This window comes from Polymorphobacter fuscus, assembly GCF_011927825.1.
Taxonomy (GTDB): domain Bacteria; phylum Pseudomonadota; class Alphaproteobacteria; order Sphingomonadales; family Sphingomonadaceae; genus Sandarakinorhabdus; species Sandarakinorhabdus fusca.
This window is the reverse complement of sequence record NZ_JAATJI010000001.1, coordinates 2,104,593-2,117,821: the sequence shown is the minus strand read 5'-3', so window position 1 is coordinate 2,117,821 and position 13,229 is coordinate 2,104,593. Positions and strand designations below refer to the sequence as shown.

Here is a 13,229-nt window from a genome sequence, read left to right as displayed (position 1 = left end):
GTGTAGAGCATCGACGTTGACGGCCGTGATGCGACCAGCCGGTTTCGTGCTGTCCGGGTTTTCCACGGGTGCCGCCCTCATCGAAGACGGCTGGCCCAAGGGATCGGGAGCTTCAACTCATGTGACTTTCTTGTAGATCGTGAAGCCGAGCACCGCGAGCACCACGGCGATGATGACGGCGACCCAGAACAGGATTTTTGCGAGTCCCCATGCAAACCCTGCCAGCCCACCAAAGCCCAGGACGCCAAGAACGAGCGCCAATATTGCAAAGACCGCAGCAGCTTTCAGCATGATCACGCCTTATTTTTCGAACAAGAAAGTTTGAAGCATTTTTAACGCTCCTCGTCGGCAAAAGCTCCATTGCAATTCTTGTACGTGCATTTGGTGTTCGAACGAATTTCTCATGGGCGATGCCAGCAAAGCCGGGCAGCAGGCGCCGTGCACGCCCGATGACGACAATCCGGACAGTCTCGCTGGTCATTGGAACTGGAACCGCCAGCGTCATCGCTCGTCTGTCGAAGCGGAGACCCGTTATGACCGATATGAAACGCTATGGACTATCACCGAAATTGGCTGCGTGCCTGGCTGTCGGTGTCGTGATTGGGGCACTTGCCGTCGGAAGTCGCGCCAGTCCGTCGCCTGCCAACCCACAGACGAGGCGTTGGTACGACCGGCTCCACAAGCCGGGATTCACGCCGCCGGCGCCGGTCTTTGCGCTGGCATGGCCGCTGATCCAGACCGCCCAGGCGTATAGTGGCTACAGATTGCTGCGTGCGAAAAGCTCGCCCGACCGCCGCACGGCGCTGGCGCTCTGGGGTGCCAACCAGGTCGGAATTGCCGGCTGGAGCGAGGTCTTCTTCGGCCAACGCGCACCAGGCTGGGCCACGGCCGGCTCTGCGGTCCTCGAAGGCAGCGCCATTGGCCTCGTTGCTGTCGGACAGCGGGTGGACAGGCGCGCTGCGACTGCCGGGTTGCCGCTGGTTGCCTGGGTCGGCTTTGCAACGCTGCTGGCAGAGGAGATTTGGCGGCGGAATGACACGACCGGCTGATGCGCGGCAGTGCAGGGCGTTGCGGCGCGGCGGACCCGGTCGTTTCAACGGACGCTGCCCGCCCCCGCCCCCGCTCCTCCGGACATCGCCGACGCGGACCCGCCGGTTGCGGCGCACCCCTATCTAAACCGGCTTTTCCGGTTATCGGATATCATTGATAAGGCACACGCATCGGCTGCAAATTCCGGTGTCAGGCCGGCCAATCGGTTATCCAGGGGGGAAATACCATCATCATGAACCACTGCACTTTGCTGTCCGCCGCGGTGGGCACGCTGGCGCTCGTCGTCCCTGTCGCGGCGCAAACCATGGACCCCGACTTCGCCAAGTCGGTGCAGGAATGGACGACCCGACCGGAGTTTTCGAGCCCGCTTGTCGACCATCTGCCGACCTCGGGGACCATCCCGTCGCCGAAGCAGATCCTTGGTGATCATATCGGCGTGCCGAACAAGCTGCACAGCCACGGGCAGATCGTCGATTATTTCCGCAAGCTGGCGACCGCAGCGCCCGATCGGGTGCGTGTTCTCGACCTTGGCACGTCGAACGAGGGACGGCCGAACATCGTCGTGATGATTTCGAGCGCCGCCAACATGGCCAGGCTCGACCGCTACAAGGCGAACCTCGCGCTGTTGTCTGACCCGCGGCGCACCGATCCCGAGGCCGCCAAACGGATCATTGCCGACACCAAGCCGATCTATCACCTGACCGCTGGCCTCCATAGTTCCGAGACCGGCCCACCCGAGATGACCATGGAGCTCGCCTATCGCCTGCTGACCGAGGATTCGCCGCTGATCCAGAAGATCCGCGACAATCTCATCGTGGCGATCAGCCCGGTGCTCGAAGCCGATGGCCGCGACCGGTATGTCGACTGGTACCACCAGAGCCTGATCGACGAGACCAATGATCTCGACAAGCCTGGCGGCCCACCTTATTGGGGCAAGTATATCTATCACGACAACAATCGTGACATGAACTATTCGGACCCCAGCGCCCGCCAGCTGCTGAATTACTACCTCGAATGGCACCCGCCGGTGATGCACGAGCTGCATGAATCGGTGCCATTTCTCTACACCTATTCGGGACAGGCGCCGCAGAACCCCGATCTCGATCCGATCCTTTATGGCGAGTTGCCATTTTATTCGAACTTCGAAATGTCGCAGCTGACCAAATACGGCATGCCGGGGGTGTGGACCCATGGCTTCGTCGATGCCTGGTCGCCGGGCTATGTCGGCTTCATGGCGTCGAACCACAACGGCATGCTGCGGATGTACGAAACCTTCGGCAACGGCGGCGCCACCACCATGTTGCGCCATGTCGACAATGGCGTCGACCAGGGCAGCGCCCGCGGCGGCAACCAGCTGCAACGCGACTGGTTCCGGCCCAATCCGGCCTATCGCAACGTCATGTGGTCGATGCGCAACAACACCAACTACATGCAGACCGGTGTCCTCACCGCATTGCAGCTCGCGTCGAACTTTCCCGCCGTCATCCTCGAGAACTATTACCAGAAAAATGCCAATGGCGTAAAAGTCGGCAGGACCCGGGCGCCCCATGCCTATGTCATCCCGGCCGGACAGGCCGACCAGAGCCGCGTCAAGTTCGTCGTCGACCAGCTGAAGCTGCAGGGCATCGAGGTCGGCCGGGCCACCGGCGCCATCAAGGTCAAGGAGGGGGCGTATCCGGCCGGGTCGCTGGTGGTGAAGCTCGACCAGCCCTATGGCCGGCTCGCCAAGACCTTGCTGAAAGTGCAGGACAATTTCCCCAACGAAAACCTGATGACCTATGATGATGCGGCGTGGACGATGGGGTTGATGACCGGCACCAAGGTCGTCGAGATCGCCGACAAGTCGGTGCTCGAAGTGCCGACGACGCCGGTCGACACGATGGAACTGGCGGGCAACATCGGTTCGGCCGGCGCCGGCGGGTTCGTCGTTCTCGACAATGGCGCGGTCAACCTGGCGGTGCTGCGCTATCGCCTCAAGGACGTGAACATCCGGGTCGCCGAAAAACCCTTCAAGGTCGGCGCCACCCATGTTCCGGCCGGGTCGTATATCGTCCCGGCAAGTGCCGCGGATGTGCTGCGGCCGGCGGTGCAGCAGCTTGGCCTGACCGCCATCGCGGCGCCCGCAACCATCGCCGTTAGCACTCACGAGATTCCGGTGCCGCGCACTGCCGTCTACAGCAGCTGGGGGGCCACCGAAAAAGTCGGCTGGGTCCGCTACGCCTTCGACCAATATGAGACGCCCTACGACCTCATCTACAAGGAGCAGGTCCGCGGCGGTGGATTGCGCGCCAAATACGACGTCATTGTGCTGCCGCATCAGGGTCGGGCGCCGAACGACATCGTCTTCGACATTCCGGTCAAGGGCAAGCCGCTGCCGTACAAGACCAATGCCAGGTTCCCGACGCTGGGGGCCTATGGCCAGTCCGACGACATCCGCGGCGGCATGGGCCTTGAAGGGCTGGCGGAGCTGCGCAAGTTCGTGGAGGAGGGCGGCACGCTCATCACCACCGGCAACGCCAGCGCCGTGCCGGCATCGTTCGGGCTGGTCGACGGCATCGGCGTCAGCAGCCCGGGCGGCGGTTTCTATGCCCCCGGGCCGATCGTGAAGGCCAAGCTGCTGCAACCGGCCAGCCCGATCTTCTATGGCTATACCGAAGACACGATGCCGGTGCGATGGGCAACCAATGTGCTTTTTCAGATGCGCCCCGCTGACCGCCAGCAGGTGCTGATGGAGTTTCCGGGCGGGCAATCGTCGGTGATAAGCGGTTTCATGAAGGGCGCCGAGGAGGTGCGCAACAGACCGGCGATCATCAACGTCGCGCGGGGCCAGGGCCGGGTGCTGATGTTTGCCACCACACCGATCTGGCGCTGGCAGACGCTCGGCGAATACCGGATGTTGTACAACGCGATGCTGAATTGGAAATCGCTTGGCGGTGCCACCGGGCAGTCGCCGCGCCGGCCCGAGCCCGATGTGAGCCTCGATGCCACACCCGAGCAGGATAACGGGCTGAAATCGACGCGCCGTCCGGCGCCGACTGCATTTTGATCGTCAGATGCGTCCCCACCCGGGGGCGCATCCGAGGTGTCGAAGCAACACAGTCGCGGCGGGCGATGTTCCGGCGCCTGGCTGGATGGAACTGCAAGCCGGCTGCTACATTAGGCTTGCAACAACCCTTGAGGAGCGTGGAGCCCATATGAGCATCGGCAACATCATCGGCGGAATCCTCAATCAGACGATGTCCGGCCAGTCTTCCAGCAAATTGCAGACCGGAGCCCGGAATGCCGAGCAGGGCGGTGGTATCGAGCAGATGCTCGAATCGCTGCTGGGCAGTCGTTCTGGCCTTTCGGGGCAGGCCGGCGCCGGCGGCCTGGCCGATATGGCGAAGGACTTTCTCGGCAAGGAGCAGGCCGGCGGCATGAGCGGCGCCAAGATCGGCGGGCTCGGCGCGCTGGCTGGCGGCTTGTTGGGCGGTGGCTTGGGTGGGGCCGCAAAGGGTGGTGCCATGGCGGTGTTGGGCACCCTGGCATTGAAAGCCTGGCGCGACCATCAAGGTCAGCAGGGGCAGCAGCCGGCCCCGACTTCGGATGATGTCGATGCCCTGACGGGACCCCGAACCGAGCGTCTCGTCCTGCAGGCGATGATCGGGGCCGCGCAGGCGGACGGACAGATCGACGCGGCGGAGATGGAGAAGCTGCTCGGACGGATGAGCCCGGATGACGCCACCGAGGAGGAACGGCAGCTCGTGCGGACGCAAGTCGCCGAGCCGGTCGACCTTGAGCGGCTGGGGGCGGACGTCCAGCGCCCCGAGGTCGCAATGGAGGTCTATCTGGCTGCGCTTATCACGACCAATATCGACACGCCGGCAGAACGCGATTATCTGGCCAGGCTGGCGTCCGCCCTCAAGCTGGATGCCGGGATGATCGAGCGGCTGCACGATCTCACGGGTGCACCGGCGCCGAACGGTTCGCGTCATCCGAGCAATTGATGGCCGGGCGGGTCGAGACGGGCGTCGGCGTCCGGCGGCTGCATTTCGGGTATGTCCATTGGCCGGTCCTCGACTAGGGTGAAGTCGAGAGCCACGGATCCCTTGCGGGTCGTGGCGGTGAAAAGGGGACCTGATGAACGACATGCCGCCGCAACCGAACGCGAAGCGCGCCTTGAGAGTCCTCTCGGCGCTGACCGCCCTAGTCCTCGCCGCGCCAGTCCTGGCCCAGCCGGCAGCGCCGACGGCGGATCCGGTTCGCGTGCTGGTGAAGCGGCTCGATCTGGAGCGGTACAAGGCGACGATCAAAGGCCTGACCCAGTTCGGCGACCGCCGCCAGGGAACCGCCCGCAACCGCGCCGCGCTCGACTGGATCGAAGCCCAGCTCAAGAGTTACGGGTGCACCAATACCGAGCGCGTCCAATACACCTTCGGCGCGGAGCCCGTGCACAGGACCGCGCCGGCCAGGGCTGCGGTCGCGGCCGGGTCGGACGAACCCGGCCTGTCGGTCGGCGGTGGGCGCTCGCGCGGCTTCACGCGCAAGACCGGGGTCAACAACGACCCCGATGCCCAGCCCGACGCCCGGATCCGGGCGCTGAACGCGCCGCCCGCGGTGCCGGGACCGCGCGAATCCGTCTATTGCACCAAGGTCGGGACCGGCCATCCGGGCGAGATGTATATCGTCAGCGCCCATATGGACGGGATTGGCTTTGGCGAGGCCGCCAATGACGACGGCTCGGGGACCGCGCTGGTGATGGAACTGGCGCGCGTGTTCAGCAGCCCCGATGTCCAGACCGACCGATCGATCCGCTTCATCTTGTGGAACAATGAGGAAACGGGGCTGAACGGCGCCAAAGCCTATGTCGCGCAGCGCGCCGCCCTGCAAGGCAAGGAGTCGCCCGCCGGATCGGGCCGCTACCCCGAGCCGAAGTGGCTCGGCGTCATGCAGCACGACATGATGTTGTTCGACCACGGCATGCCTCGGGCCGACGGCAGCGTCAGTCCCGAGCAGCGTCCCGAGGCCGATGTGAACATCGAATTCCAGGCCGCGTCGAAGCTCGCCGCCCAGTCGCAGGAACTGGCCGGGGTGCTGCAAGCGGCGAACGAGCGTTACGCTACAGATTATCCGGCCACGGTCGGACGCCATATGACCAATACCGACTCGACGCCGTTCATGGATCTGGCGCCAGCCGTGAGTCTGCGCGAGAACGAACGCGGCGCCCAGGTCGGGAGCGGCTGGGACCCGCAGTGGCACCAGCCGACCGACCTTTACACCACGTATAGCGACAAGGATTTCCTGCTCGGCCTGAACGCGGCGCAGACCACACTTTCGGCGACGGCGCGGTTGGCGGGCGCGACCCTGCGCTAGCGTTTGTCGAGCACGCGGTGCTGACAATTCCCCTCCCCCCGGGCCTGTTCGACTGGCGCGAAGCGCCGCGGGTCCGCGCGATGAACGCGCACGACCTGGCGGGTGGGGGAGGCTATGTCCTGTGCTGGCTCCAGCAGGCCCTGCGCGCCCGGGACAACCCGGTGATCGACGCCGCCATCAGGCTCGGCAATGCGCTGGGGCTGCCGGTGCTCGTCTATCACGGCGTGCGCGAGGACTATCCCTACGCCTCGGACCGGCTGCATCACTTCATCCTGGGTGCCAGCCGCGACCTCGCGATCGGCTGCCGAGCGCGTGGCCTTGCCTGTGTCCAGCACGTCGATCGCGCGGAACGCCGCGAGAAGGGGCTCGTATACCGGCTCGGCAACGACGCTGCCGCCGTGGTGCTGGAGGACCAGCCGACCTTCGTTGCGCGGTGGCAGGCGGAAAGTGTCGCGGCGCGGATTTTGGTCCCCGTGTTCGCGGTCAACGCCGCCTGCCTGGTGCCACCCGCCGTTCTGGGTGAGGGCATTGGCGGCCGGTTCGCGTTCCTGCGCCGCCACGAGCCCGAACGCGCGGGTTGGACGCGGAGCGAGGACGAGGTCGCCGCCGTTGCGCCGTTCGACGGCGCGCTGCCGTTCGAGCCTGACCGGTTGGAGGCGATGGATCTCGACGCGCTCGTCGCCGGATTGCAGATCGACCACAGCCTGCCAGCCAGCCCGGTCTTCGCCGCCGGTCGCGCGGCCGCCCTGGCGCAACTGGCGCGGCTGACGGCCGACGTGCTGCCCGACTATGCCGCGACGCGCAATGATGCCACCAAGGCCGAGGGTGCAAGCGGCCTGTCGCCCTATCTGCATTTCGGGGTGATCGGTCCGCGCGAGGTCATGCAGGCGGTCGCGGCCGCGGCGGCCGGGACGCGGCACAAGGCAAAGTTCGCCGACGAATTGCTCGGCTGGCGGGAGTGGTTTCACTATCAGGCGCGCAGCCTGGCAGCGCCCGAACATTATGACCGCGTCGCCGCCTGGGCGCGCGAGACGCTGGCCGTGCATGCCGAAGATGCGAGGCCCGCGTGCGAAAGCCTGTCGGCGCTGCTTCGCGGCGAGACGCGGGACGAAAGCTGGAACGCGTGCCAGCGCCAGTTCCTGGGCCTCGGCTGGATGCACAACAATCTGCGCATGTACTGGGCCAAGCGCATCATCGCGATGACGCCCGACCCGGAAACCGCCTGGGCGACGGCCTGCTACCTCAACGACCGGCTCAGCCTCGATGGTCGCGACCCCGCGACATATGGCAACATCGCGGCGATGTTCGGCGGCACGCCGAGCGACCGCGAGCAGCGGGTCTACGGACGGGTCAGTACGCGTGGCGACGGCTCGACCCGTGGCCGCGACGGCGGTGCAGACTGGCTCGCTCAGGCAGCGTCGCAACCGATGCCGCCCGTCACGGTACCTGCCGATGTCCCGCGGGAACCCTATCTGACGGCCTGAGAGGAGATCATGCTCGAACGCCGGCGCAGTGGCAGGCGCACCGGCTTGGCTTGACCCCTAGATATGCTCCGAACCCTGCACAATGCAGGGCCCGTCGCCCTGGGACCAGGGTGCAGACCGATACATGATCGTGCCGAACAGATCCGAAGCAAGGTGGTCCGCAAGCCAGGCCTTCAGACAGGGGAGCGGCAGGGCTTCGAACCAGTCCGGATCGACTCCGGCGAACTGCCTGACGAACGGCATGATCGCGGCGTCTGCCAGACCCCGCGCCGATCCGCAGAGTTGGCCAGCAATCGCGATCCGTGCCTCGAGGTCGCGCAGAAACCGCAAGCCGCTTTCGCGATGGCTGTCAGGGTCTGAAGCGTGGCGATCGGGATATTTGTAGCGGTCGAGATGGTGCTTGAACATGCCGTCATTGATGGCGATCAGCGCCGGGTCATCGCGCGTGCGCCAATTTTCCGGGTCATGGGTGGCCAGGGCCCAACGCATGATCGCCAGACTTTCGTCGATCACCGTTCCATCGGCGGTCTGGAGGACGGGGACGGTGCCCTTGGGCGATGCCGACAACAAGGCCGTCGGTTTGCGGGAAAGCCGAACTTCGCGGAGCTCGTAGCGCGTGCCGCTCGCAGCCAGCGCCAATCGTGCCCGCATCGCATACGGACAGCGACGGAAACTGTAGAGGATGTGTTCGGCCATCACGGACCTATGCTGCGCCAGGCGATCGCACGATAGTGCAGCGCTCTGCCCTCTTCACCGCCGGAACTGACGCGGGGTGACCCGGCCGTGGCCATAAAGCCGGCTATATGAGTCCTGCGGCGGCGGCTCGGATCGCGGCATCGGTACGGTTGGTGGCGCCAACAGCCGAGATGGCGAGGGCTGCGTGCGTTTTCACCGTCGCCGGCGACACGCCCAGCGCTTTGGCGATCGCCTTGTTGGTCAGGCCGGCGGCCATCAGGCGGAGCACCTCGACCTGCCGGGGCGTCACCGGCGCGGCGCAGCGGCGACTCTGCTCGTTCTCGACAGCGATTTCGGCAAGCCGATCGGGCAGGTAGCGACCACCCGCGAGCACCAGTTCGATCGCGGCAAGCAGGAGTGGCGACGGCAAACGCTTGGGCACAAATCCGGCAATGCCAGCGGCGACCAGGCCGAGCAGCACGGAATCCTCGTCGGATCCGGTGACGATAACGATACGGCTGTCGGGAGCCGCGGCACGCACTCCGGCGACGCCGGCAAGCGGGTCCGCACCCGGCATTGCCAGATCGAGAATGCAAAGGTCAGGGGCCTCGGCAGCACGGCTCCATGCGTCCGGAAAGCTGCCGGCGGTCAGGACCTCCGCTGCCGGCCAGCGGGCGGTGATCAACATCGCCAAGGAATCCCGCAGGAGCGGGTGATCGTCGGCAATGAGACAGCGGTGCAGCGGGACGACCGCAGCGGCAGTTGATGACACCAGTTCTGTCCCCAAGCTCATCCCGAACACGTCGATAGCGTTGAACCCATAGCCGATCCAGCCATCCGGGCCATCGGCCATGCGGGTCGCCCGTTCGGGCGATGCGCACAGGCCAGCGTCCTTCTAGGAACCGCATCAGGTGGCGACCGGTGCCATCGCTTGCAAACCAGGGGATTTCAATGCGTTCGAGAATTCTTACGGCCGCGCTTGTCGCCTCGGCGATGGCCGGCAGTGCCGCTGCGGCCGAAAGCGACAACACGGGGGTCTACATTGGGCTCGGCGTTGGCTTGGCGACGCTGCAATCGACCGATATCGGTTATTATGACGCCGGCGGCACGTTCGGCGGCAGTGGCGCGACCGACCGGGCCGATGGCTCGCTTCGTTTCAAATCGGCGGCTGAGTTCAGCGGCCTCATCGGATATGACTTCGGCCCGATCCGTGCCGATCTGCAGCTGAGCTATGCTCGCAACAAGGTGAAGTCGCTCGACATCGTCTCGATCAACGGCGCGCCGGTGACGCTCGATCCCGCGGACATCGCCGATGTGTGCGATTACCTCGAAGCCGATGGTTGCAGCGCCAGCGGCAACAGCATCACCTTCGACGGCGGCCGCCTGCGCCGGCTGTCTGCGCTGGCCAGCGCCTGGGTCGATTTCCCGACCGGATCGGTCGTGACGCCCTATGTCGGCGGCGGCCTCGGCATTTCGGGCTTCGAGATCGACGGCGAAGGCAAGGGTCGGTTTGCATGGCAATTGGGTGCCGGTGCCGCGTTTGCCGTATCGAAGACGGTCGCCGTGACGCTCGACTATCGTTACCGCAGCGCCAACGGGGCAAATATCGCCTATGACGCGACTTCCGGGTTCGACGTCGGGCGGCTGCGCAGCCACAGCTTTGCCACGGGGCTGCGCTTCACCTTCTGACCCCGTGGAGGCGGCGTTCAGGCACTCGGCAGCGTGAGCCTGAACGCCGCGCCTCGGCGCCAGCGCGTATCGAGCGCAACGCTGCCGCCGAGCAGTTCGGCCTGGCGCCGAACCGAAGCGAGGCCAAGGCCCAGGCCAGCGGTGTCCGCGGGTCCGGCGCCATAGTCCGTGAACAGCCATTCCTCGTGACCGGGTGGCATGCCGCGGCCATCGTCGATGACCCAGATGTCCACAACGCTGCTGCGTCGGCGGGCGCCGACAACGACCCGGCTTCCACCGGAGTGGCGGACGGCATTGGCCACAAGGTTGCCGAGGGCCCGACGCACCATCGCGGCATCGGCCAGGATCTGGCCTCGACCGGACTTCACCACCAGTGCGATGCCCGCGGCGATTGCCGATGGCTGATGCTGAATTGCGACAGCCTGCAGCAGGGGATCGATCGGGACCTCGCCGACCTTGGCTTCCGCGGCGCCAGCTTCAAGCCGCAAATGGTCGAGCATGCTGTCGATCAGCGCCGTCGTGGAGGCGAGCGACGATCGTACGCCCATGATCGCCCGTTCCCGCACTTCGCCCTGACCACTTGCCACAGCCGCTTCGAGATAAAGCGCAGCGGCTGCCAGCGGCTGTTGCAGATCATGGCTTGCCGATGCGATGAAGCGTGTCTTGGAATCGCGTTCGCCAGCGACCGTAGCAAGCGCCTCGCGCGTCGCGGCTGCAGCCTGGGCGCTCAACACCTCTGCCGCAAGCGCCGCAGAGACGGTGCTCTGCACCAGCCTCCTGAGACCGAGCATGGTCAGGCCGATCAGGACGATGAGCAGTGCGACCGGTATGCTGTACGGCGTCGTCTGGGTCAGGGCAAAGCTTGCAGATGACAGCGTCAGAAGCGCCACTTCCCAGCGACTTATCGGGACGCCGGCGTTGCTCGTCATGGTCGTCACCCCGACATACCAGACGTACATCATGGTGGTGAAATACTGGAGTGCGGGATCGGTGCCGGGCAGCAACACCCAAGGACTGGCAGCGATGCCGATATTGAGCCCCGCCTGTATGACTTTGCCGCACACTGCCCAGGTCGCCACGGTTTCTGTGGCCTCGGGCCTCTGCCTGGCGAATGCGACCATGCTGGCCGACCAGAACAGCACGACGCCGCCCATGAAGGCGAGCCAGAGATCGAGATGGAGCGGCGTTTGAACGCGCGGCCGGAACCATATATGAACAAAGACCAGCACCACGGACATGATCGCCATGCCCGGAATGCTCATGCGGGCACCAGCGCGGATCGCCTTGGCACGCGCCTCGACATCCATGTCGGGGCCATTGCTCGTGGTCGCCTCGACCTCACTGACCTGCAAGTCGGTCCTCCCGCTCAACCCCGCCATCTGGACAATGACGCATTGCAGTGCCAGGCCGCGGTTCTCAAGACATGTTCTTTACGGATGCGTCCTGTCGACCGCTCCCGCGACCGTGCAGCGTTTGCCGCGATCCGAACCTGTTGGAACATTTGTCGGGCTTTCACCGCACAAGTGTCGCTTTTTGCCCGTCGCTTCGCGGACGTTGGCCGCAAGGGTGCCCACAAGGCCGGCGGTCGCTCGCAGCTTTCGGGATCGGCGCCGGACATCTTGCCAGCCGCCGACATCGGTCACGACCTGTTCGGGTGCGCCGCCCTTTTGCCGCTATTGCGTCAGACCACTGCGGGTTCCAGCAACTTGATGGTGCCGGCGTCGGCGTCGATTTCAACCATCCCACCGACGGGCAGGGTGAACTGGTCGGCAATATGGCCGAACCAGGCGCCCTGATAGGCCGGCACACCGAGCCGCCCGAGGTGGTGGGTCAGGAGGTCGGTCACGGTGAAGCCGCCATAACGCCCGCTGCTCGATCCCGTGCAGTTGGTGCACTGTCCGAACACCACGCCCGCCACCTTGCCCAGCACCCCGGCCTGGCCCAATTGGGTCAACATCCGGTCGATCCGGTACTCGGCCTCGTCGACATCCTCCAGGAACAGGATCGCGCCCGAAAAATCCGGCATGTATTCCGTGCCCGCCAGCGCCGTCAGCACGGTGAGGTTGCCGCCCAGCAGCCGCCCGCGCGCCCGCCCGCCGCCGATCGTCTGGGTGCGCCACAGCCGTTGCACCAGCCGGTTTTCGGTGCCGGGCGGATTGACCAGCAACGGCGTGGCGCCATCAAAGGCAATGGCCCGAAAATGTGCAACCGATGCCGTGCCCCATGCGCTGCCGGCATTGGGGCCGTGCAATGTCACAAAGCCGGCCTTGGCGGCGATCGCCATGTGCAGCGCGGTGATATCGCTGAACCCCAGCAGCAGCTTGGGGTTGGCGCGGAGCATCGGCCAATCGAGAAGCGGGAGCATCCGGGCACTGCCCCAGCCGCCGCGCACCGCGAACACTGCCTTGACCTGCGGGTCGCGGAACATGGCGTTGACATCGGCGGCGCGGCTTTCATCGGTGCCGCCCAGATAGCCGTGGCGGCTCGCCAAATTGGGCGCGCGCTTGGGCTTCAACCCCATGGCAGTGACCATTTCTTCGACCATGGTCAGTTGCATCGCCTCGTCGCTGGCGGATGCCGGTTCGATCAGGCCGATGGTGTCGCCGGGGCGCAGGCGGCGCGGCTTGACGACACCGCCCGCCGCCGTGGCCGCTGGCAACGGCGTCGCTGCCGCCATTGCCAGTGTTGCCATCACGTCACGCCGGGAAAGCTGCATCATCTGCCCTTTCGAGACCAGGTTCGGCAAAGGCGGACATTCTCGGCAATATCGTCATGCAAACCCCTTTTGCCGCCCGATATAGTCGATCAGGGTCAGAAATCGACCGCCACCCCGGCCTTTTCCCAATCGCCATAGCGTACCGGGTCGGGTCCGGCCCGGCCGCCGACTTCCTGCGGTGCATCTGCGGGCGGCAACGGGTCCGGCTGGGGCACCGGCGGGGATTTCGGCGGCACATAGCCGGAATTGGGCGGACGATTCAT

The 13,229-nt window shown here is 65.5% G+C and carries 12 protein-coding genes; 6 read left to right on the top strand and 6 right to left on the bottom strand.

The genetic code is table 11. The features are described 5' to 3' along the window. Nucleotides 1–117: 117 nt before the first annotated feature. A complete protein-coding gene (locus GGQ62_RS10075) occupies nt 118–291 on the bottom strand; it encodes a DUF1328 domain-containing protein (RefSeq protein ID WP_152577434.1) in 174 nt (57 codons plus the stop codon). A 158-nt stretch (nt 292–449) separates the two neighbouring features. Between GGQ62_RS10075 and GGQ62_RS10070 the strand changes: the two genes are divergently transcribed. The 5 genes from GGQ62_RS10070 (at nt 450) to GGQ62_RS10050 (ending at nt 7,886) form a co-directional block, all read left to right on the top strand. Beyond that, nucleotides 450–1,049 (top strand): TspO/MBR family protein, encoded by a 600-nt coding sequence (locus GGQ62_RS10070; protein WP_167649568.1) that lies wholly within the window; start codon nt 450–452, stop codon nt 1,047–1,049. 233 nt (nt 1,050–1,282) lie between these two features. Then, the gene (locus GGQ62_RS10065; RefSeq protein ID WP_243446090.1) at nt 1,283–4,096 is read left to right on the top strand and encodes a M14 family zinc carboxypeptidase; all 2,814 of its coding nucleotides are present in this window, start codon (nt 1,283–1,285) and stop codon (nt 4,094–4,096) included. A gap of 148 nt (nt 4,097–4,244) precedes the next feature. Further along, complete coding sequence (locus GGQ62_RS10060) at nt 4,245–5,036, top strand: tellurite resistance TerB family protein (RefSeq protein WP_152577436.1); 792 nt, start codon at nt 4,245–4,247, stop codon at nt 5,034–5,036. 133 nt (nt 5,037–5,169) lie between these two features. Next, nucleotides 5,170–6,402 (top strand): M28 family metallopeptidase, encoded by a 1,233-nt coding sequence (locus GGQ62_RS10055; RefSeq protein WP_152577437.1) that lies wholly within the window; start codon nt 5,170–5,172, stop codon nt 6,400–6,402. 17 nt (nt 6,403–6,419) lie between these two features. Continuing rightward, on the top strand, nt 6,420–7,886 hold the full coding sequence (locus GGQ62_RS10050; RefSeq protein WP_243446634.1) for a deoxyribodipyrimidine photo-lyase: 1,467 nt from the start codon (nt 6,420–6,422) through the stop codon (nt 7,884–7,886). A 57-nt stretch (nt 7,887–7,943) separates the two neighbouring features. Here GGQ62_RS10050 and GGQ62_RS10045 read toward each other — a convergent pair whose 3' ends face one another. Both GGQ62_RS10045 and GGQ62_RS10040 read right to left on the bottom strand, forming a co-directional pair. Further along, nucleotides 7,944–8,582 (bottom strand): glutathione S-transferase, encoded by a 639-nt coding sequence (locus GGQ62_RS10045; protein ID WP_152577438.1) that lies wholly within the window; start codon nt 8,580–8,582, stop codon nt 7,944–7,946. Nucleotides 8,583–8,685: 103 nt separating this feature from the next. Continuing rightward, nucleotides 8,686–9,414 carry a response regulator gene (locus GGQ62_RS10040; protein WP_152577439.1) on the bottom strand — a complete coding sequence of 243 codons (729 nt, stop codon included), beginning with the start codon at nt 9,412–9,414 and terminating at the stop codon, nt 8,686–8,688. 98 nt (nt 9,415–9,512) lie between these two features. Between GGQ62_RS10040 and GGQ62_RS10035 the strand changes: the two genes are divergently transcribed. Continuing rightward, nucleotides 9,513–10,250, top strand: coding sequence for an outer membrane protein (locus tag GGQ62_RS10035; protein ID WP_167649567.1), 738 nt, complete (start codon nt 9,513–9,515; stop codon nt 10,248–10,250). Between the two features lie 17 nt (nt 10,251–10,267). Here the strand turns inward: GGQ62_RS10035 and GGQ62_RS10030 are convergent, their stop codons facing one another. From GGQ62_RS10030 to GGQ62_RS10020, 3 genes are all read right to left on the bottom strand, one after another. After that, nucleotides 10,268–11,557, bottom strand: coding sequence for a sensor histidine kinase (locus tag GGQ62_RS10030; protein WP_167649566.1), 1,290 nt, complete (start codon nt 11,555–11,557; stop codon nt 10,268–10,270). 374 nt (nt 11,558–11,931) lie between these two features. Then, a complete protein-coding gene (locus GGQ62_RS10025) occupies nt 11,932–12,966 on the bottom strand; it encodes a S66 peptidase family protein (protein WP_152577742.1) in 1,035 nt (344 codons plus the stop codon). A 95-nt stretch (nt 12,967–13,061) separates the two neighbouring features. Then, nucleotides 13,062–13,229 (bottom strand): DUF1674 domain-containing protein, encoded by a 168-nt coding sequence (locus GGQ62_RS10020; RefSeq protein ID WP_152577442.1) that lies wholly within the window; start codon nt 13,227–13,229, stop codon nt 13,062–13,064.

Excerpts from the sequence above, each read along its gene's own strand:
- GGQ62_RS10065 (WP_243446090.1), top strand. The coding sequence starts at position 1,283 with ATGAACCACTGCACTTTGCTGTCCGCCGCGGTGGGCACGCTGGCGCTC.
- GGQ62_RS10020 (WP_152577442.1), bottom strand. The coding sequence starts at position 13,229 with ATGAATCGTCCGCCCAATTCCGGCTATGTGCCGCCGAAATCCCCGCCG.
- GGQ62_RS10055 (WP_152577437.1), top strand. The coding sequence starts at position 5,170 with ATGAACGACATGCCGCCGCAACCGAACGCGAAGCGCGCCTTGAGAGTC.
- GGQ62_RS10030 (WP_167649566.1), bottom strand. The coding sequence starts at position 11,557 with ATGGATGTCGAGGCGCGTGCCAAGGCGATCCGCGCTGGTGCCCGCATG.
- GGQ62_RS10060 (WP_152577436.1), top strand. The coding sequence starts at position 4,245 with ATGAGCATCGGCAACATCATCGGCGGAATCCTCAATCAGACGATGTCC.
- GGQ62_RS10045 (WP_152577438.1), bottom strand. The coding sequence starts at position 8,582 with ATGGCCGAACACATCCTCTACAGTTTCCGTCGCTGTCCGTATGCGATG.
- GGQ62_RS10040 (WP_152577439.1), bottom strand. The coding sequence starts at position 9,414 with ATGGCCGATGGCCCGGATGGCTGGATCGGCTATGGGTTCAACGCTATC.
- GGQ62_RS10035 (WP_167649567.1), top strand. The coding sequence starts at position 9,513 with ATGCGTTCGAGAATTCTTACGGCCGCGCTTGTCGCCTCGGCGATGGCC.
- GGQ62_RS10075 (WP_152577434.1), bottom strand. The coding sequence starts at position 291 with ATGCTGAAAGCTGCTGCGGTCTTTGCAATATTGGCGCTCGTTCTTGGC.
- GGQ62_RS10070 (WP_167649568.1), top strand. The coding sequence starts at position 450 with ATGACGACAATCCGGACAGTCTCGCTGGTCATTGGAACTGGAACCGCC.
- GGQ62_RS10025 (WP_152577742.1), bottom strand. The coding sequence starts at position 12,966 with ATGCAGCTTTCCCGGCGTGACGTGATGGCAACACTGGCAATGGCGGCA.